Raw genomic sequence first — 19,023 nt, 5'->3', positions numbered from 1 at the left:
GGCACTCATCTCGCGGGCACTCGTCTCGCGGGCACCCGTCTCGGGCGCTCCCATGGCGCGGGCTCCCGTGTCGTCGCCCCGAGAGCTCCGTCCCTCCCGTGGAGGAGTCGCGCGCGGAGCGGACGTCCGGTCCTGCTGAGTCCGCAGCCGACGAGGCCCACGCGTCAGCGGAGGAGCGGAGCGTTGCGAGCGAGTCGGCCTCCTCCGCCGACGCAGCCGGACCGTCGTCGAGCGACCGTGACAGCGACAGCGACTCCGACGCTGCGTCGCGCCGTGCCCCTGCCGCTCCGGTCGGCCTGTGGCCGGGGGAGCCCGTGCTGAGCGCGACGTCCGCCGCCGAGGAGGACGGCGGCGACCTCCCGGACCCCGCGGACGACTCCGCTCGGGTGGAGGAGCAGGACGCCGACGCCGACCGCGGAACGGTCGTGGAGCCGGAGCGCTCCTCCGACCGCGACGGCGTCCCCGCCGAGGGACGGAGCTCTCGGGGCGACGACACGGGAGCCCGCGCCATGGGAGCGCCCGAGACGGGTGCCCGCGAGACGAGTGCCCGCGAGATGAGTGCCCGCGAGACGAGTGCCCGCGAGACCGGTGCCGGTGGGACGCCTGCCCGCGACACGAGTGCCTCCGACGCGGACGTGTCCGACGAGGACGCCTTCGACGCGTTCTTCGCTCCCCTACGCGACGACGATGCCGACGGCTCCGGCTCCGGCTCCGACGCCTCCCGGGCCCCCGCCGCGTCCCCCCTCGTCGACCATCAGCTCAGGCCGAGGTCGGCCAGACCGATCGCGGCGAAGTACGGGTAGCCGGCGTCCTCGATGATCTCGCGGGCCCCGGTCGCACGGTCGACGACGACGGCGACTCCTGCGATCTCGGCGCCGACCTTCAGCAGGGCCTCGATCGCCTTCAGCGGCGAGCCGCCGGTGGTGGACGTGTCCTCGACGACGACGACGCGCTTGCCCTCGAGGTCGGGGCCCTCGACCTGCCGGCCGCGGCCGTGGTCCTTGGGCTCCTTGCGCACGACGAACGCGTCGTAGGCGAGACCGCGGGCGGCGCCCTGGTGGAGGATCGCGGCGGCGATCGGGTCGGCTCCCATGGTGAGGCCGCCGACGGCGTCGACTCGCTCGATGGGCGCGATGAGGTCGAGCATGACCTGCCCGATCAGCGGCGCGACCCGGTGGTCGAGGCTCACGCGGCGCAGGTCGACGTAGTACGACGCCTTCTTGCCGCTCGTGAGGGTGAAGTCCCCGTGGAAGACGGCGTCGGAGCCGATGTACTCGATGAGCTGCTGGCGTGCGTCGGTCACGCGCCTACTCTACGGGGCGACCCCTCCCCCGCTCGGGAGCGCGCCCGCTGCGGCGTGCTCGCCCGCCTCGTCGCCTCCTCCGCGGAACTGCGTCATGTAGAGCTCGTAGTAGGCACCGCGCTGCTTCAGCAGCGCCTCGTGCGCGCCCTGCTCGACGATCCGGCCCGACTCCATCACCAGGATGGTGTCGGCGTCGCGGATCGTGGAGAGCCGGTGCGCGATGACGAACGAGGTCCGGTCGGTGCGCAGCGCGTTCATCGCGTGCTGCACGAGCAGCTCCGTGCGGGTGTCGACCGAGGAGGTGGCCTCGTCGAGGATCAGCAGCGACGGGTTCGCGAGGAACGCGCGCGCGATCGTGATCAGCTGCCGCTCGCCCGCCGAGACGCTGCCGCCGTCGGCGTCCAGCACCGTGTCGTAGCCGTCGGGCAGCTGGCGCACGAAGCGGTCGACCATGGTGGCCTTCGCCGCGTCGACGATCTCCTCGTCGGTCGCGTCCAACCGCCCGTAGCGGATGTTCTCGCGGATGGTGCCCTGGAAGAGCCACGCGTCCTGCAGCACCATGCCCACGCGCGAGCGCAGATCGCCGCGCGCGAGGCTCGTGATGTCGACGCCGTCGAGCAGGATGCGCCCTCCGGTGAGCTCGTAGAAGCGCATGACCAGGTTGACCAGCGTGGTCTTCCCCGCCCCGGTCGGACCGACGATGGCGACCGTCTGGCCGGGCTGCGCCGAGAAGGTCAGGTCCTCGATCAGCGGCTGCTCCGGGTCGTACGAGAACGAGACGCCCTCGAACTCCACGTGGCCGTCGGTGCGCTGCGGGAGCGACGCGGTCGCCGTCTCCGGCTCCTGCTCCTCGGCGTCGAGCAGCTCGAACGTGCGCTCGGCCGAGGCGACGCCGGACTGCAGCATGTTCGCCATGCTCGCCAGCTGGGTCACCGGCTGCGTGAACTCGCGCGAGTACTGGATGAACGCGGTCGCGTCGCCGAGCGTCAGCTGACCTGAGGCGACCCGCAGGCCGCCGACCACGGCGATGAGCACGTAGGAGAGGTAGGAGACGAAGGTCATCGCGGGCATGATCATGCCCGAGACGAACTGGGCGCCGAACGAGGCGGTGTAGAGGCTGTCGTTGCGGCGGTCGAACTCCTCGAGCATCTCGCGGTCGCGGCCGAAGGCGCGGACGATCTCGAGCCCGGAGAAGGTCTCCTCGATGTGGCCGTTGAGCGCGCCCGTGTTCTTCCACTGGGCGGCGAAGAGCTTCTGGGAGCGGGCGCCGATCACGCCCGCGATCACGCCCGAGAGCGGGATCGAGATCAGCGCGATCAGCGCGAGCTGCCACGAGACGATGAACATCATCGCGGCGATGCCGATGATGGTGAGCACCGACTGCACCAGCTGCGAGAAGGCCTGCTGCAGCGCCGTCTGGATGTTGTCGACGTCGTTCGTGACGCGCGACATCACGTCGCCGCGCTGCCGGGTGTCGAAGAAGCGCAGCGGGAGGCGGTTGAGCTTCGCCTCGATGTCCTGGCGGAGGCCGAAGACCACCCGCATCACGAGGCCGTTGAGGATGTAGCCCTGCGCCCACATGAGCACCGACGCGACGACGTACATCAGCAGCACGATGATGATCAGGCGGCCGAGGACCACGAAGTCGATGCCCGCGCCGGGCACGATGTCGGTCTTGGCCAGCATGTCGGCGAAGGTGCCGTTGCCCGAGGCGCGCTGCTGCTCGATGATCTGCTCGAGCGGGACGCCGGCGGGGAGCTGGGAGCCGATCACGCCGTTGAAGATCGTGTCCATCGCCTGCCCGAGGATCTTGGGCGCGATGACGGTGAGGACGACCGACAGCGAGACCAGGGCGACCACGAGGACCATCCGGGCGCGCTCGGGGCCGAGCAGCGAGAAGAGGCGCTTGGCCGAGGGCCAGAAGTTCTGCGCCTTGCGGGCGGGCGGCCCGTCCCCGAACATGCCGCCGTCGCCCTCGCCGGGCTCGAACTCGGGCTCGGGGGACGTCGTCTCCTCGGGGGCGGTGGTGTCGCGTGTGCGCGCCATCTCAGGACACTCCTTCGACGCTCAGCTGGGATTCGACGATCTCGCGGTAGGTCGCGTTCGTCTCGAGGAGCTCGTCGTGCGTGCCGCGGCCGACGACGCGGCCCGCGTCGAGCACGACGATCTGGTCGGCGTGGCGGATGGTCGACACCCGCTGGGCCACGATGATCACGGTCGCGTCGGTGGTGGCGTCGGCCAGCGACTCCCGCAGCCGCGCATCGGTCGCGACGTCGAGCGCCGAGAACGAGTCGTCGAACAGGTAGACCCGCGGCTTCGCGACGAGGGCGCGCGCGATGCAGAGCCGCTGGCGCTGCCCGCCGGAGACGTTGGTGCCGCCCTGCGAGACCGGCTCGTCGAGCCCGTGCTCCTTGCTCCGCACGAAGTCCTCGCCCTGGGCGATGCGCAGCGCCTCCCACAGCTCGGCGTCCGTTGCGTCGGGGCGGCCGAAGCGCAGGTTCGAGGCGATCGTCCCCGAGAAGAGGTAGGGGCGCTGGGGCACGAGCCCGATCACCTCGGCGAGCTGCGCCCGGTCGAGGGAGGAGACGGGCACGCCGTCGATCGTGACGGTGCCCTCCTGCGGGTCGAACAGGCGCGGCACGAGGCCGAGCAGGGTCGTCTTGCCGGCGCCGGTGGAGCCGACGACGGCCGTGGTGCGGCCCGGCTCCGCGACGATGTCGATGCCCGAGAGCACGGGGCGCTCGGCGCCCGGGTAGCCGAAGACGACCCCGGAGAACTCGACGCGGCCGCGCGCGGGCGTCGGGACTCCGCCCTCGGGCGTGGTGAGGCTGGTGCGGGCGTCGAGCACCTGCTGGATCCGCTCGGCGCAGACGACCGCGCGGGGGATCATCATCACCATGAAGACGCCCATCATCACGGCGGTGAGGATCTGGAGGAGGTACTGCAGGAACGCGGTGAGCGAGCCCACCTGCATCTGACCGGCGTCGACCCGCTGCCCGCCGAACCACAGCACGGCCGCGGTGGCCAGGTGCAGGATCATCATGATCGCGGGGAACATCAGCACGAAGATGTTGCCGACCTTGATCGACACCTCGGTGATCGCCGCGTTGGCCTTGCGGTACCGCTCGGACTCGAACGGCTCGCGCACGAAGGCGCGCACCACGCGGATGCCCGTGATCTGCTCGCGGAGCACGCTGTTGATCCCGTCGATCCGGTCCTGCATGAGGCGGAACAGCGGCAGCAGCAGGAACACCAGGAAGCCGACCACGACGAACAGCAGCGGCACCGACACCCAGACCAGCCAGGAGAGGCCGGCGTCCTCGCGCAGGGCGAAGACGATGCCGCCGACGCACATGATCGGCGCGGAGACCATGAAGTTGAGGGTCATCAGCACGAGCATCTGCACCTGCTGCACGTCGTTCGTGCCGCGGGTGATCAGGGTGGCCGTGCCGAAGCCGCCGACCTCGAGCCCGCTGAGCGAGTCGACGCGGCGGTAGACGTCGCGGCGCAGGTCGCGGCCGACGGACATGGCGGTGCGGGCGCCGAAGTACACGGCTCCGATCGCCGCGGCGACCTGCACGACGCAGACGCCGAGCATGGTCATGCCGGTTCCCCAGATGAAGTCGGTGTCGCCGCGGCCGATGCCCTGGTCGATGATCTCGGCGTTGAGGCTCGGCAGGTAGAGCGCGGCGAGCGTCGCGACGAGCTGCAGCACGACGACGGCGGCCACCCACCGCGCGTAGGGCTTCGCGTAGGCGGAGGCGAGGCGGAGCAGGATCATGGGTCCTCCGGAGGGGCGGAGCAGGAGCGGGAGGGGAGGGGACCGGGCTCGGGAGCGCGGAGCGCCGAGGAGCCCGTCGGGCCCGCACGGCGCGGGCGGCGGCGGCGTCCGGACGGCACGACGAACGGCCGGTCGGGACGGCGCTAGACAACCATCGACCACCGACACCGGTTCCGCAATCCGCCGAGGGGATGACTCCCCCGGCCCGCGGCCGCCGGGACGCGCGGAGGACGCGCAGGAGACGTGTCGGCGGCGGCTCCTACACTTCCAGGATGCGCATCGCCACCTGGAACGTGAACTCCATCCGGGCCCGCACCGGCCGCGTCGTCGACTGGCTCCTGCGCGAGGACGTGGACGTCCTCGCCATGCAGGAGCTCAAGTGCAAGCCCGAGCAGTTCCCGCACGAGGCCTTCGCCGACGCCGGCTACCACGTCGAGATGGTCGGGCTCAGCCAGTGGAACGGCGTCGGCATCGCCTCGCGCCTGCCGATGGAGGACGTGCAGATCGGCTTCCCGGGCATGCCCGGCTTCGCGAAGGAGGCGGCGGCCGACGGCTCCTACCCGCTCGAGGCCCGCGCGATCGGCGCCACGGTCGACGGCGTGCGGGTCTGGAGCCTCTACGTCCCGAACGGCCGCGCGGTCGACGACCCGCACTACCTCTACAAGCTCGAGTGGCTCGCGGCCCTCGAGGCGAGCACCCGCGAGTGGCTGGCCGCCGAGCCCGACCTGCCGCTCGCCCTGGTCGGCGACTGGAATGTCGCGCCGCTCGACAGCGACGTGGGCGACCCGAGCCTCGGCCCCGGATCCACGCACGTCTCGATCCCCGAGCGCGCCGCCTTCGCCGCCTTCGAGGACGCGGGCCTGCGCGACGTCGTCCGCCCGCTCGTGCCCGAGGGCTACACCTACTGGGACTACAAGCAGCTCCGCTTCCCGCGGAACGAGGGGCTGCGGATCGACTTCGTGCTCGGCTCCCCCGCGTTCGGCGAGCTCGTCACCGGCGCCTCGATCCACCGCGACGAGCGCAAGGGCGACGCCCCGAGCGACCACGTCCCGGTGGTGGTCGACCTCGACCTCGAGACGACCCTCGACGACGACCGCCCGATGATCTTCTGAGCATGGCCTCGTCGAAGAAGAAGCGCGCGCGGGCCCAGGCCGCCTCGGCCGGCGCCTCCCGCCCCGCCGCCCGACCCGCGACGGCACGCCCCGCGACGGCACGCCCTGCGACCGCCCGCCCCGGAGCCGCGCACGACGAGTTCCGGTCCGACGCCTACCGCTCGGTGGGCGAGATCATCGCCGCCGGGAAGCCGCGCCGGCGCCGCTGGGACCTCGTGCTCTCGATCCTCGGCTGCCTCGCCCTCGGCCTGCTCACGATCGTGCTCGGCTACCTCGCCGCGATCCTCTCGGTCTTCCCCGCGCAGTGCGAGGGCCAGAACTTCGCCTGCGACTTCGACCGGATCGACTGGGGCGTCTCGATCGCGCTGATCGGGCCGCCCGCGCTGACGCTGATCGCCGTGGTCGTGACGGTCGTGCGCTACCTCGTGGGCCGACGCGCGTTCCTCGTGCCGGTCATCGGGTTCGTGCTCTGCATCGCCACCGCGTTCCTCGCCTCCTCGCTCGTGACGAGCTCGATCCCCGGGTCGGCGCTGGTCTAGCACCGACCCGGGGGGCGCGTCAGCGGTCGGGCGGGCGGCGCTGGTCCAGCACCGACCCGGGGGCGCGTCGGCGGTCGGCGTGCTCGGGGCGCGATCGCGAGGTCAGCCGCAGGCGGGCTCGTCGTTCAGCGTCACCGCGGTGGGGTTGATCATCGGGGTCACCCGCACGGTCTGGTCGCCGAAGCCGGAGGCGTCGCCGGCGCTGAACTGCACGTCGAACGTCTCGGACTGGCCGGGCGAGAGCTGCACGGCGACCTTCGAGACGGGACGGCCGAGGTCGTCGAGGCTCTCGGGTCCGTAGCCCGTGCCGTCGGCCCAGGCCGCACTCGACACCGTGGTCCCGGGAGGGCCGTAGACGTAGATGTTGGTGACGAAGTCGCCCAGAGGGTACGCACCGCGCCCGCCGGCCGCGGCGACGTAGCCGGGCAGCGTCCGAGCGACCGCCTTCGAGATCGTGTTGGTCACGGTGACGGAGGTGGTGAAGACCGCGCCGGAGGCGGCGCACCGGCCCGCGCTCGACTGCGTGACCGCCGTGCTCAGGTAGTAGTCCATCTTCGAGCCGCCCGAGGCGTCCTGGAAGAACACTCCGGTGGTCGTGCCGTCGGTCGTCGTCTGCGGCAGGACCCCCGCGATCGGCGTGGGCGCGAGGAGCGCCTGCTCGTCGGCGTCGGAGCTGTAGGCGAGGATGCGGCTCTCGTCGACCGCCTTCACGATCGCCGGGAGCATCTTCGTCGGCTCCATCTCTCCGCCGAGGATCTTGCCCAGGACCGTCGCGCTCGCCTCCGAGAAGAACTCGTCGGTGCGCTCGGCCACGACCGACTCCGGGTATCGGAAGTAGACCTCGTTGAGCAGGGTCGAGACGGTGTTCTCGCTCGTGAGGACCGTGCCGTCGGTGAGGGTCACGGGCCCGGTCGAGCCGAGGAGGTAGGAGAGGGCGACGGGGTCGATCGCGAGGACGCCGTCGATCCTCTGCTCGGGGAACTTCTGCGCCCAGAACTGCGAGGCGATCGAGGCGGCCGTCGGGAAGTCGGGGCGGCTGGTCGAGACGTTGAAGGTCGTCGCCATGTTCTCGCCGATGGTGTCGAGCGCACTCTGGTCGACGGTGACGGGCGCCAGACCGCGGAAGTCGCCGCTGCCCAGCTGACGGCCGATCGAGATCGCGCCGCCGTCGACGTCGAGCTGCATCACCGACGACGCGCCGCCGCCCAGAGCCTGCGACTCCGCCAGGTTCTGGAACATCACCAGGTAGTGGCGCGGACCGGACGCTCCGAGGGAGTCGGGGAGGATCGCGGTGAGCGGCTCGACCTGCTCCATCGCCGCGGTGGCGGTGGCCAGCTGCGGAGTGAAGGAGTCGAGCGCGGAGGCGACCTGCGGCACCAGCGGGCCGCGGTCGATGCCCTCGACGCGGGTCTGCGCCGCGTCGACGACCTCCTTGGCGACGGTGATCTTCTGCGACAGCTCGGTGATCGCCGCGAGGTCGACCCTGCCGTCGACGGGCTTGAGGATGTCGAGCGAGGTCGTGGAGAGCGGCGTGACGATCCGGCCGGAGACGTCGTCGGCGATCTCGGTCGCGGCGCGGACCGCGGACAGGTTCGGCCCGAGGACGGGCACCACCTCCATCACCCGCCACACCGGGTCCTCGGTCTCGTCGCGCGCCTCGCCGGTGAGGGTCGCGATCCGGCCCGCGGTCTCCTCCGCACCGGAGGTGTCGAACGTCGTCAGCCTGTCCGTCACCTGCGACACCAGCGGGATCGCCTCGGTCAGCTTGTCGCGGACGGTCATCGCCTTGTCGTAGGTGCGCACGCCGAGGAGCACCGCGACGACGGCGCCGATCAGCAGGACCAGGAGGACGATCAGCGTGATCCAGAGGCCGCGACGGCGGCGCGGCCTGCCGCGGGCGGAGCGGTCGGCGGACGTGGTGGTGCTCATTCGAGAGAGCCTAAGCGACGGTCGGCGGAGTGCGACCGGGCCCGCGCCACCGGCCCCGTCCCAGGACGAGGGACACGCGACGCGGATGCGCGGGCCGTCCGGCGCCTCCGCCAGGCCCGAGCGGGAGCCGGGGATGCTGCTCCGCTCAGCCCAGCAGGAGGGACACCCCGATGAGCACGGGCACCGCGGCGACCGTGGTCACGAGGGCCGTGTCGCGGGCGACGGCGACGCCCCGGTCGTAGCGCGAGGCGAAGGTGAAGATGTTCTGCGCGGTCGGCAGCGCGGCGGTCACCGTCACCACGAAGAGGTGCTCGGAGTCGAGGTGGAACGCGAAGCGCCCCAGCAGCAGCGCGACCGCCGGCATCACCAGCGACTTGAGCACGGAGGCGACGACCACCTCGACCCGCGCCGGCCCCGCCTCCAGCGGCCGCTGCCCGCGCAGCGACATTCCGAAGGCGATCAGCACCAGCGGGATCGACGCGTTGCCGATGATCGAGAACGGCTGCAGCACGGGCGCGGGAAGCTCCACGCCGGTGAGGGCGACGACGAGGCCGAGGGCGGAGGCGATGATCATCGGGTTCCGCAGCGGCTGCGTGAGGATCGCGCCGACCGAGGTCCGCCCGCTCGTCGAGACGTCGAGCAGCGTCAGGATCGTCGGCGCGAGGACGATCAGCTGCAGGAGGAGCGTCGGCGCCACCCACTGCGGATCGCCCAGCACGTAGATGGCGACCGGCAGTCCGATGTTGTTGGCGTTGACGTAGGAGGAGGCCGCGGTCCCGATCACCGTCTCCGGCAGCGGGCGGGGGAAGAGCAGCCGCGAGGCCAGCACGTAGAGCAGGGCGACGGTCAGCACCGTCAGGAGCGAGACGAGCAGGAACGAGGAGAAGAGGACGGAGACGTCGGCCCGCGACAGCACGGTGAACAGCAGCGCCGGCGTCGTGACGAAGAAGGCGATCCGCGACAGGATCAGCCGGCTCTCGGGCGGGACGATCCGGAACCGCGCGATCAGGTAGCCGACCGCGATGACGACCCCGATGATCGAGAAGCCGGTGAGCACGCCCTCCACGCCGCCGCCTCCCCGCCGCGGCCGGTCCGCTGTCGCGCCTCCACCCTAGGCAGTGGCCGGGGCGTTGCAGCGCCGGCGCGACGCGCCTACGGTGTGCGGCATGCCGCATCTCGAGGTCCCCGGCGCGAGCCTCCACTGGGAGGCGGACGGCCACGCCTCCGCTCCCGCCCTGCTGCTCGTGCACGCGGGGATCGCCGACCTGCGGATGTGGGACCCGCTCGTCCCCGACCTCTCGCGCGACCGGCTGGTGGTCCGCTACGACGTCCGCGGCGCGGGCGGAACGAGCACGGAGGACGTGGAGTACGACCCGCGCCGGGACGCCCTGGACGTGCTCGACCACCTCGGCGTCGAGCGCGCGGTGGTCGTCGGCTGCTCGCGGGGCGGAACGCTCGCGCTCGACCTGGCGCTCGAGCATCCGGAGCGGGTGACCGGCCTGGTCGTGATCGCCCCGGGCCTGGCAGGCTTCGACTACCCCGCGCTGACGGCGGAGGAGGAGCGCCGCTTCGGGGAGGTCGAGGCGCTGGAGCTCGCGGGCGAGCGGGAGGCCGCGGCGATCGTCGAGGCGGAGCTCTGGGCCGTGGGTCCCGACCGCTCCGCGGACGACGTGGCTCCGGAGTTCCTCGCGCGGGTCCGGGAGCTCGCGCTCACGGGCGTCGGCCACGAGGCGGAGGCCCCCCGCCCGATCGATCCCTCCGGGCCGGCGGGCGAGCGGCTCGGGGAGATCGCCGTGCCGACCCTCGTCGTGGCGGGCGCGCACGACCTCTCCGAGTCGCTGCCGGTCTGCGAGCACCTCGCCGCCGAGGTGGGCGGTGCCGAGCTGCACGTGCTCGAGGACGCGGCGCACCTGCCCGGCCTCGAGCACCCGGAGGAGTTCCTCGCGGTGCTGCGGCCGTGGCTGGAGCGCCACGGGATCTGATCAGGCCACGGCGGCCAGGTCGAACGCCCAGTCCACGTAGAGCTCCGGCGACTCGCCCTGCTCGACGAGGTCGATCCGGTCGAAGCCGGCCTCGACGCAGGTCGCGCCGGCGTCCAGGTCGCTCTCCGCCACGAAGGCGTGCACGAAGCGGGGCACGGGGAACGCCGCCGCCTCCTCGAGCAGCATCCGCACGGAGTCCGCGGTGATGCCGCGGGCGTGCGGAGCGATGCTCCATGCCGCCTCGTAGGCGACGACGCCGCGCGAGCAGCCGTACCAATAGCCGATGGAGCCGACGGAGAGTCCGTCCAGCTCGACCACGTAGAAGAACGCGTCGCCGTCCGCCCAACCGCGCAGGTAGCGGTCGTGGCGCGCGAGGATCTCGCTCTCGCTCTCGAGTCCGCCGCCCGCGTGCGCGAGGGTGTCGCGCAGGACGGAGGCGTCCGCCTGCGGCCAGGGGAGCAGGCGGAGGTTCTCGGGGTGGTGGTCGATGCTGGCTGTTCTCTGGTCGCTTCCGGGTTCGGGTCCCGTCACGCGCTCCGATCCTCTCTCTCAGGATGGCTCGCCGATCGAGCGCGCCGCCAGGGTGTTCGGCGCGCCTGTCCGATCGGATGTCTCCGCACTCGGGATGCGGACACGGTGTCGCCCCATCTTCGACCCGATGAGGGGAGGGAAACGGAAGCGGTGAGGAATCTAGCCCCGGACGGGGGGTGGCACCTGCACAACACCTGGGCAACCGCTGACCGCGGGGCCGGAGAGGGGCGGCGGAGACGTGCGCCCGCCCCTGCGAGATCGCCGCTTCGCTCCGCCGAGACGCAAGAAAAGCGCGCGCACGAGCCCATACGCTCGGAGTCGGAGCGCGTTCCGCTCCTGCAGCCCCGTATCACCAGCGTGAGGAGGATCACCATGTCGCAAGCCGTGCAGAGCACCGTCGTCGGAGAACCCGAGGTCGTCGAGGACCGCGTGGAGGACTCCGCCGCCTGGCTCGACCTGAAGGCCGCCGCCGCCGCGCTGCAGCCGCTCCAGTCTCAGGACGGCTCGCTCGCCGAGCCCGAGCGGCTCGAGGAGGCGCGCACCCTCGTCGAGCGGATCGTCGCCGGCGTCCGCACCCTCGCCCCCGCGTTCCCGCACGACGCCGCGTACCTCGACGCGCTGGTCGTCGACCTCGAGCGCTGGAGCGCCGGCGGACTCGGCCTGCCCGACTTCCTCGACTCGCTCACCGCGTTCCAGCCGCAGCTCGAGCGCGTCGACGGCCGCCGCCACCTCGTCGTCTTCCCCATGTACACCCAGAACGGCAGCCGCGACCGCCACGTCGAGGCCGTCCTCGTCGAGGTCGTCTGGCCGCGGTTCGTCGCCGAGCTGGAGGCGGGCGACTACTCCAACGCCCTCTTCGTGCCCGTGCGCTTCGTCGACTTCACCGCCGGCTACGACACCGACAGCGCCGTGCTGTTCCCCGAGACGGTCGCGATGCGCTCCGTCCCGTCCTTCACCTGGGGCGCGATCTTCGCCGACCGCGAGGCGGCCCGGTTCCGCCGCGTCGTCACGGAGGCGGCCCGGATCACCCGTCTCGAGCTCCCGGAGGACGCGCAGCGCCTGCTGGCCGACCAGCGCCTGGCGGAGGAGTCCTTCGTGATGTGGGACCTCATCCACGACCGCACCCACATGCGCGGCGACCTGCCGTTCGACCCGTTCATGATCAAGCAGCGGATGCCCTTCTTCCTCTACTCGCTGGAGGAGCTGCGGTGCGACCTCACCGCCTTCCGCGAGGCCGTCGCCATCGAGCGCCGCCTCGGCGCGCTGGACCGCCGCGACGACGAGGAGGAGGCGCTGGCCGAGCGCTCGCGCTTCGTGCAGTACGCGATCCTGTTCGACCGGCTCTTCCGCTTCCCGCTCACCGGGTCGCGGGTGCGCAACTACGACGGCCTCGGCGGCCAGCTGCTCTTCGCCTGGCTGCACCAGCACGGCGTCCTGCACTGGACCGACACCCGGCTGGCGTTCGAGTGGGACGGCGTCGCCGACGTGGTCGTCGCCCTCTCGGACGCGATCGACGAGCTCTACTGGCGCTCGATCGACCGGCCGAAGACGGCGCACTGGCTGGCCGCGCACGAGCTGATCGCGGCCACTCTCACTCCGCACCCCGCCTCCGCCTGGGCCCGCGGGCTCCCGGACGAGGTGCTGCTCGGCGCCCCGCGCGGCCTCACCGACGCGGTGCTGGACGACGAGTTCCCGCTGTCGATGTTCTACGAGGCCCTCGGGAAGAAGATGGGCGACGTCATCGCCTCGACCCGGGGCATCACCGGCCGGGACTGACGTCGCGCCCGGGAAGCGGCGGGGTGCGCTCCTCCGCCTCCCGGGGCCCCGTCCGACCGGCGTCGGTTAGCGTGGGGCGCATGCCCTCAGGTGACGGAGCCGCGGACCCGCTCGACGCGGGCTGGATCCGGCGAGCGCCGAGCCGGGCCGGATACGTGCGCGACGCGGTCACCGCGGGGATCCTGCTGGTGGCGACGGTCGTCTCCGTCGCGCTGTACTCCTCGGCGGGCTTCCCGGACGCGGCGCACCCCGTCGTCAGCGCCCACTGGGCCGTCCTGATGACCCTTCCCCTCGCGCTGCGCCGCCGGTTCCCCGCGAGCGTGGCGGCCGGGCTCTCCGTCGTCTACGCGCTCGGGATCGTGCTCCAGGTGCCGGAGTCGCTCTTCGGCCAGATCTGCCTGTTCCTCGCGCTCTACACGGTCGGCGCGTGGGGCCGGAACCGGCGCACGGCGCTCGTCGTCCGGGTGGCGATCGCGGTCGGGATGCTGGGCTGGCTGCTCACCACCCTCGCCACGGGCGAGTACTTCGGCAGCTCCGTGCCGGTCGACGACTCCCCCGGCCTGCTCTCGCCCTACGCGGCGGAGTCGGCCCTCGCGGTCGTCTCGAACCTGCTCTACTTCGGCAGCGCCTACGTCTTCGGCGAGGCGTCGTGGCAGTCGGCCCGCCGGCTGGAGGCGCTCGAGACGCGCACGGCCGAGCTCGACGACGAGCGGGAGCGCTCCTCGCGGCAGGCCGTGTCCTCCGAGCGGCTGCGGATCGCGCGCGAGCTGCACGACGTGGTCGCGCACCACGTCAGCGTGATGGGCGTGCAGGCGGGAGCGGCGCGGCGGGTGCTGGCGCGGGATCCGGAGCGGGCGGCGGCATCGCTCAGCGCCATCGAGGGCGACGCGCGCTCGGCGATCGAGGAGCTGCACCGCATCCTGGTCGCGCTGCGCGCCGAGGACGCGGTGCCGAATCCGCTCACCGACGCCGCGTCCACCCGCGGGGTGGCCCAGCTCGAGGAGCTGGTCGCGGCGTCCAGCGGGTCGGGCCTGCCCACCGTCTTCCTCACCCTCGGCACGCCCCGCGAGATCCCCGCGACGGTGGGGCTCAGCCTCTACCGCATCGCGCAGGAGTCGCTCACGAACGTCCGCAAGCACGCGGGGCGCGGCGCGCACGCCGAGGTGCGCCTCCGCTACGCCCCCGACGCGGTCGAGCTCGAGATCGCCGACGACGGCGGGTCCGGCCCGCACCCGAGCGCTCCCGCCTCCTGCGGACTGGGGCACACCGGCATGAGCGAGCGCGCGGCCGCGGTCGGCGGCTGGATCGAGATGGGGCCGAGGGGCGGAGGCTACCTCGTGCACGCCCGGGTTCCGCTGTCCCCCGTCCGGGCGAGCGTGCCGGACGCCGACGACCCGGTACCGTCGTCGGAGACGTCGCGGGGGCGTCAGGAGCGAGCGAGCGGGGGCCGCCCATGACCGAGCACGTGCGCGTGCTGCTCGTCGACGACCAGGAGCTCGTCCGCGTGGGCTTCCGCATCATCCTCGAGTCGGAGCCGGGGATCGAGGTGGTCGGCGAGGCCCGCACCGGGCTCGAGGCCCTGCAGCGCGCCTCCGAGCTGCGCCCCGACGTGATCTGCATGGACGTGCAGATGCCCGGCCTCGACGGCCTGGCCGCGACCCGCGAGATCGTGGCCGACCCGCGCCTGTGCTCGCGGGTGCTCATCCTCACCACCTTCGACCGCGACGACTACCTCTTCGAGGCGCTCTCGGCCGGCGCCAGCGGGTTCCTGCTCAAGAACGCGTCGCCGGAGGAGCTGGTCGAGGCCGTGCAGGTGGTCGCCCGCGGCGACGCGATGCTCGCCCCCGACGTCACCCGGCGCGTGATCGAGCGGTTCGCGTCCGTGCCCGAGCGCACGCCGGCCGCCGCCGAGCACTCCGGAGTGGCCGATCTGACGGACCGCGAGCGCGAGGTGCTCGTGCACCTGGCGCGGGGCTGGTCGAACGCCGAGATCGCGGCCGAGCTGTTCGTGGGCGAGGCGACCGTGAAGACGCACGTCTCGAAGATCCTGATGAAGCTCGGCGTGCGCGACCGGATCCAGGCGGTCGTGTTCGCCTACGAGCACGGGATCGCGGTGCCGGGGCGCCCCTGAGCGGTCGGCCGGGGGATCTGCTTGCGGGTGCTCGACGCCGGGGCGGTCAGCGCCGGGACTGGCTCGAGGCCGGGCGCGGCGGGGTGCGGCGGACGAACTCCATCCGGATCTCCGGCACGATCTTCCGGTCGAGCACGACCGTCATGTAGCGGCCGTCGACGCGGGCGCCGATCGCGACCACGTCCGGATCGGTGTCCACGCGGTAGCCGCGCAGCGCCTCCCCGTCCACGATCACCGGGACGCCCCGCACGACGTCCTCGTCGCGGAGGGCGGCGGCGACCACCGGCATCCCGCCGCGGCGGCTGCGCACGCGGCCCGGGAAGGTGTTGCGGAGCACGTCGCCCATGTGGGCCGCGAGGCGGGACTCCAGGGGCCGGCTGCGCTCGGCGGGGATCGGCACGGAGGTGCGGACCGCCTCCCAGAGCACCGGGTACCGCATCCGCGTCACCTGGTCGACCATCCACGGCGGCAGGTGGTCGTTCTCGGCGCGCTCGATCGCGCGCTTCTGCTCGGGGGTCAGCGGGACGTGGTTGACGGGGTCGGCGCGGTTGCGCGGGTTCTTGTAGAACGAGTACGAGAGCGAGATCTCGACGAAGCGGCCGAGCGCCATCGTCTGCGCCGCGGCGAACTCCTCCAGCCTCGGCTGGGGCGCGAACGCGAGGACGGGATCGCCGAAGCGAGCCGCGATCTCGTCCACCCCGGGAGGGGCGGGCATGTCGCGGACAGCTTCCGTCGTGTCCATGCGCATACGTCAAGAGTGGCCTGCCTCCCAGCCGATACCAACTTCTTGACGGAGATCGGCTTTCGGGTCGTCGTCCTTTCACCTGCCCGAAACATGCGGGAGGCAGGAGGGGTGTCTCGGCGGGCACCTCCGGGGCTCCTCCGGGCGGCGGGCTGCGAAGATGGAGGGATGAGCGCTCTGCACGATCCCGACGTCCGCGGCTTCGCCTCCGACAACTACTCCGGAGTGCACGACGAGGTCCTCGCCGCGATCGCCGCGGCCAACGGAGCGCACCAGATCGCCTACGGCGAGGACGTCTACACCGAGCGCCTGCAGGAGGCGTTCCGCCGCGAGTTCGGCGAGCAGGCCCAGGCCTTCCCCGTCTTCAACGGCACGGGCGCCAACGTCACCGGCCTGCAGTCGATGCTGCCGCGGTGGGGCGCCGTCGTCTCGGCGGGCACCGCGCACATCACCTCCGACGAGGGCGGAGCGCCGGAGAAGGTCGGCGGAATCAAGATCCTCACGGTCCCCACGCCCGACGGCAAGCTGACCCCGGCGCTGGTCGACCAGGAGGCGTGGGGCTTCGGCGACGAGCACCGCGCCCAGCCGCTCGTGGTCTCGATCACCCAGTCCTCCGAGCTCGGCACCGTCTACACCCCGGAGGAGGTGCGCGCGCTCGCCGACCACGCGCACGGCCTCGGCATGCGGCTGCACATGGACGGGGCGCGCATCGCGAACGCCGCGGCCGCCCTCGGCCTGCCCCTGCGCTCCTTCACGACCGACGCAGGCGTCGACGTGCTCTCGTTCGGCGGCACCAAGAACGGCATCCTGCTCGGCGAGGCGATCGTCGTGCTCGACCCCGCGGCCTCGACCGGGCTGACCTTCCTCCGCAAGACCAACATGCAGCTGTCCTCCAAGATGCGCTTCATCTCGGCGCAGCTGCTCGCCCTGCTCGGCGACGGCGGCGAGGAGGAGCCCCTGTGGCTCCGCTCGGCCCGGCACGCGAACGCCATGGCGGCGCGCCTGCGCTCGGGGCTCGAGGAGGCGATCGCCGCCGGCCGGATCACCGGGCTCGAGTTCACGCAGCAGACCCAGGCGAACGCGGTGTTCGCGACGCTGCCGCCCGGAGTCGCGGACCGGCTCCGCACCGCCTACCGCTTCTACGACTGGAACCCGGCGACCGGCGAGGTCCGCTGGGTCTGCTCCTTCGACACGACGGAGGACGACATCGACGCGTTCACGGCCGCGATCGAGCGCGAGCTGGCCGCGTGAGGGCCCGCCTCCCGCGCCTGGCGACGGTCGGCGCCGCGCTCGCCGTTCTCGTCGCGCTGACGGGCTGCACGTCGGCCGAGCGCTCGGACGTCGCGGCCACCCCGTCGGCGTCCGAGACCGCCGCTCCGACTCCCTCCGCGACTCCGACGCCCTCGCCCACGGCCACGGCCTCGACCCGCCTGGGCTGCGACTCCCTCCTCCCCGCCACGCGGGCGGCCTCGGCGCTGGGGGTCTCCCGCAGCGCTCTCGAGGGCAGCCGCGAGGTGACGACGCGCTCCTCGGGCGAGCTGATCCGCGAGGCCGCGGAGGAGAACGGCGGAGTGCTCCGCTGCGCCTGGTACGACGAGGACGCCTCGATCACCGCGGCGGCGGTCGACGACGCCGCCGAGGCGTTCGCCGGCCGTCCGGGCCCGCGCCTCGAGACCGGCGTCGAGGCCTACGGCTCCTGCACCGACGGCAGCTGCGACCTGGACCTGCTCGCCGGCGCCACCTGGGTGACGCTGCAGCTGCGCGGCGCCCCGGCCGCGGTCGACCTCGCCGCGCTGGCGACCGGCACCGCCTCCGCCGCGCTCGGCACCCTCGACGAGCCGGTCACCGCGACGGCACCCGTCTGCACCGAGGTCCTGACGGCCGAGCAGCTGTCCGGTGCCGCCGGTCTCGCGCAGGCGACCGCGGGGACGGGGACCGGGACGCCGACCACCGCGTCGGCCGCTGCCGCCGCCCGGGCCGGGTACGCCTCCTGCAGCTGGAGCGACGCCTCCAGCGCCGCCTACTCGGGCGTGACGGTCGACGCGCTCCCGAACGGCGACGACGGCTGGCGGAACCTCTCGCTGACCTCGGGCCTGGCGATCCCGCTCGAGCCGCTCGACGGCTTCGGCGAGAAGGCCCTCACCGGCTGCGCGGCGGGCGTCTGCGAGATCGACGCGCTGGCCGACGACGTGTGGTGGCGCGTGACCGTCACCGGCGACGCGGTGAAGGCCGAGGCCGTCGCCCGCGCCGTGCTCGCGAACGCCTGACCCGCGGCGCCTCTCTCCTCCTCCGCGAGCGGGTCAGCGCCAGTACTCGTACCAGGACGACTCGCGGCAGCCGAGGGACGCGTAGAGGCGGCGGGCGCCGGCGTTCTCGGCGAGCACCTGGAGCCAGAAGCGCGCGACGCCCCGGCCGGACGCGTCCTCGAGGAGAGCGCGGATCACGGCGGAGGCGAGCCCGCGGCGCCGGGCGTCCGGGCGGGTCGCCAGGGCGAAGAGGCCGCCCCAGAGCTCGCCGTCCGGCGCCGTGACGAGCGCGAGGCGACCGGTCGCGGCCGGGCCGTCCCCGTCGACGGCGAGAGCGTAGGAGGAGGGGCAGCCCGCGAGGATGCGCTCGGCGACCGCACGCTCCTCCGCGCCACCGCGACCGTCCACCGACCACCAGAGGGCGAGCCAGTCCTCGTCGGGAGCCGGGGCGAGGCGGACGCGAGGCTGCGGCGCGGGCCTCGGCGGCACTGGCCTCGACGGCGCGGACCCCGACGTCGTGGACAGGGCGGCGAGCGCCTCCTGCACCGAACCCGTCAGCACGAGCGTCCGGTCGATCGGCGCGGCGCCCCGCTCGGCGAGCAGCCCGGTCAGACCGGCGGGGCTCGGCGGCCCGATCTGCACGAGGGGCGCGATCCCGTGCTCGCGGGCGAACGCCTCCGCCGCGTCGAGCGCCGCCTCCTGGTCGACGACGTCGCCGGACGCGAGCACCGAGTTCGCGCGCTTGGTGACTCCTGCGGAGGCGCGCAGCTCCCATGGGCCGAGGGGGCGCCGCACGAGCGCGGGCCAGGCGTCGGCGGCGAGGCGGTCGAGCAGGCGCGGATCCATCGGCCCACGGTAGCGGGAGCGTCGCCGGAGCCCGGCGGGCACCCCCGGAGACGGCTCCGGCCCGCAGGATCCGCCGCGGACGAGCCGAGCGGGATCCTGCGGGCC

Annotated in this window: 17 protein-coding genes; 9 read left to right on the top strand and 8 right to left on the bottom strand. The window is 73.0% G+C overall.

Features of this window, described 5'->3' with window-relative positions; translation table 11 throughout:
* The first annotated feature begins 314 nt into the window (after nt 1-314).
* Complete coding sequence (locus C5D04_RS12400) at nt 315-803, top strand: hypothetical protein (protein ID WP_146087871.1); 489 nt, start codon at nt 315-317, stop codon at nt 801-803.
* Here C5D04_RS12400 and pyrE read toward each other — a convergent pair.
* From pyrE to C5D04_RS12385, 3 genes are read right to left on the bottom strand one after another with little or no spacing between them, the layout of a single operon-like run.
* Nucleotides 755-1,303: an orotate phosphoribosyltransferase gene (gene pyrE, locus C5D04_RS12395; RefSeq protein WP_104222804.1), complete on the bottom strand. Its 549-nt coding sequence runs from the start codon at nt 1,301-1,303 to the stop codon at nt 755-757. The genes C5D04_RS12400 and pyrE overlap by 49 nt on opposite strands.
* Before the next feature lie 9 nt (nt 1,304-1,312).
* A complete protein-coding gene (locus tag C5D04_RS12390; RefSeq protein ID WP_104282750.1) occupies nt 1,313-3,349 on the bottom strand; it encodes an ABC transporter ATP-binding protein in 2,037 nt (678 codons plus the stop codon).
* 1 nt (nt 3,350) lies between these two features.
* The gene (locus C5D04_RS12385) at nt 3,351-5,084 is read right to left on the bottom strand and encodes an ABC transporter ATP-binding protein (protein ID WP_104239193.1); all 1,734 of its coding nucleotides are present in this window, start codon (nt 5,082-5,084) and stop codon (nt 3,351-3,353) included.
* A 272-nt stretch (nt 5,085-5,356) separates the two neighbouring features.
* Between C5D04_RS12385 and C5D04_RS12380 the strand changes: the two genes are divergently transcribed.
* Nucleotides 5,357-6,196 carry an exodeoxyribonuclease III gene (locus tag C5D04_RS12380; protein ID WP_104234384.1) on the top strand — a complete coding sequence of 280 codons (840 nt, stop codon included), beginning with the start codon at nt 5,357-5,359 and terminating at the stop codon, nt 6,194-6,196.
* Between the two features lie 2 nt (nt 6,197-6,198).
* Entirely contained in the window at nt 6,199-6,735 is a 537-nt protein-coding gene (locus tag C5D04_RS12375) for a hypothetical protein (RefSeq protein WP_104234383.1), read from the top strand.
* 102 nt (nt 6,736-6,837) lie between these two features.
* Here C5D04_RS12375 and C5D04_RS12370 read toward each other — a convergent pair whose 3' ends face one another.
* Nucleotides 6,838-8,664 (bottom strand): DUF4012 domain-containing protein, encoded by a 1,827-nt coding sequence (locus C5D04_RS12370; RefSeq protein WP_104222808.1) that lies wholly within the window; start codon nt 8,662-8,664, stop codon nt 6,838-6,840.
* A gap of 145 nt (nt 8,665-8,809) precedes the next feature.
* A complete protein-coding gene (locus tag C5D04_RS12365; protein WP_104222809.1) occupies nt 8,810-9,730 on the bottom strand; it encodes an AEC family transporter in 921 nt (306 codons plus the stop codon).
* A 100-nt stretch (nt 9,731-9,830) separates the two neighbouring features.
* Here C5D04_RS12365 and C5D04_RS12360 point away from each other — a divergent pair, with 100 nt between their 5' ends.
* Nucleotides 9,831-10,646 carry an alpha/beta fold hydrolase gene (locus tag C5D04_RS12360; RefSeq protein ID WP_104234381.1) on the top strand — a complete coding sequence of 272 codons (816 nt, stop codon included), beginning with the start codon at nt 9,831-9,833 and terminating at the stop codon, nt 10,644-10,646.
* On the opposite strand, the gene C5D04_RS12355 is transcribed toward C5D04_RS12360, so the two are convergent.
* A complete protein-coding gene (locus C5D04_RS12355) occupies nt 10,647-11,177 on the bottom strand; it encodes a GNAT family N-acetyltransferase (protein WP_104234380.1) in 531 nt (176 codons plus the stop codon). It lies immediately after the preceding gene.
* Between the two features lie 372 nt (nt 11,178-11,549).
* On the opposite strand from C5D04_RS12355, the gene C5D04_RS12350 reads away from it, so the two are divergent.
* The 3 genes from C5D04_RS12350 (at nt 11,550) to C5D04_RS12340 (ending at nt 15,084) form a co-directional block, all read left to right on the top strand.
* Nucleotides 11,550-12,953: a DUF6421 family protein gene (locus tag C5D04_RS12350; protein ID WP_104234379.1), complete on the top strand. Its 1,404-nt coding sequence runs from the start codon at nt 11,550-11,552 to the stop codon at nt 12,951-12,953.
* Between the two features lie 80 nt (nt 12,954-13,033).
* The gene (locus C5D04_RS12345) at nt 13,034-14,410 is read left to right on the top strand and encodes a sensor histidine kinase (RefSeq protein WP_104234378.1); all 1,377 of its coding nucleotides are present in this window, start codon (nt 13,034-13,036) and stop codon (nt 14,408-14,410) included.
* Nucleotides 14,407-15,084 carry a response regulator transcription factor gene (locus tag C5D04_RS12340; protein ID WP_104234377.1) on the top strand — a complete coding sequence of 226 codons (678 nt, stop codon included), beginning with the start codon at nt 14,407-14,409 and terminating at the stop codon, nt 15,082-15,084. Before C5D04_RS12345 ends, C5D04_RS12340 begins: the two co-directional genes overlap by 4 nt.
* A gap of 46 nt (nt 15,085-15,130) precedes the next feature.
* Here C5D04_RS12340 and C5D04_RS12335 read toward each other — a convergent pair whose 3' ends face one another.
* Nucleotides 15,131-15,826: a hypothetical protein gene (locus tag C5D04_RS12335; protein ID WP_146078511.1), complete on the bottom strand. Its 696-nt coding sequence runs from the start codon at nt 15,824-15,826 to the stop codon at nt 15,131-15,133.
* A 168-nt stretch (nt 15,827-15,994) separates the two neighbouring features.
* On the opposite strand from C5D04_RS12335, the gene C5D04_RS12330 reads away from it, so the two are divergent.
* The gene (locus tag C5D04_RS12330) at nt 15,995-17,077 is read left to right on the top strand and encodes a low specificity L-threonine aldolase (protein WP_104256598.1); all 1,083 of its coding nucleotides are present in this window, start codon (nt 15,995-15,997) and stop codon (nt 17,075-17,077) included.
* Nucleotides 17,074-18,093, top strand: a complete 1,020-nt coding sequence (locus C5D04_RS18285) for a hypothetical protein (protein ID WP_181137709.1) — start codon at nt 17,074-17,076, stop codon at nt 18,091-18,093. The genes C5D04_RS12330 and C5D04_RS18285 overlap by 4 nt, the downstream gene beginning before the upstream one ends.
* A 33-nt stretch (nt 18,094-18,126) precedes the next feature.
* Here C5D04_RS18285 and C5D04_RS12320 read toward each other — a convergent pair whose 3' ends face one another.
* Nucleotides 18,127-18,918: a GNAT family N-acetyltransferase gene (locus tag C5D04_RS12320; RefSeq protein ID WP_104347777.1), complete on the bottom strand. Its 792-nt coding sequence runs from the start codon at nt 18,916-18,918 to the stop codon at nt 18,127-18,129.
* Nucleotides 18,919-19,023 lie beyond the last annotated feature (105 nt).

This window comes from Rathayibacter sp. AY1D2 (assembly GCF_002932695.1).
Classification (GTDB): domain Bacteria; phylum Actinomycetota; class Actinomycetes; order Actinomycetales; family Microbacteriaceae; genus Rathayibacter.
This window is presented reverse-complemented; position numbering and strand designations above follow the sequence as displayed.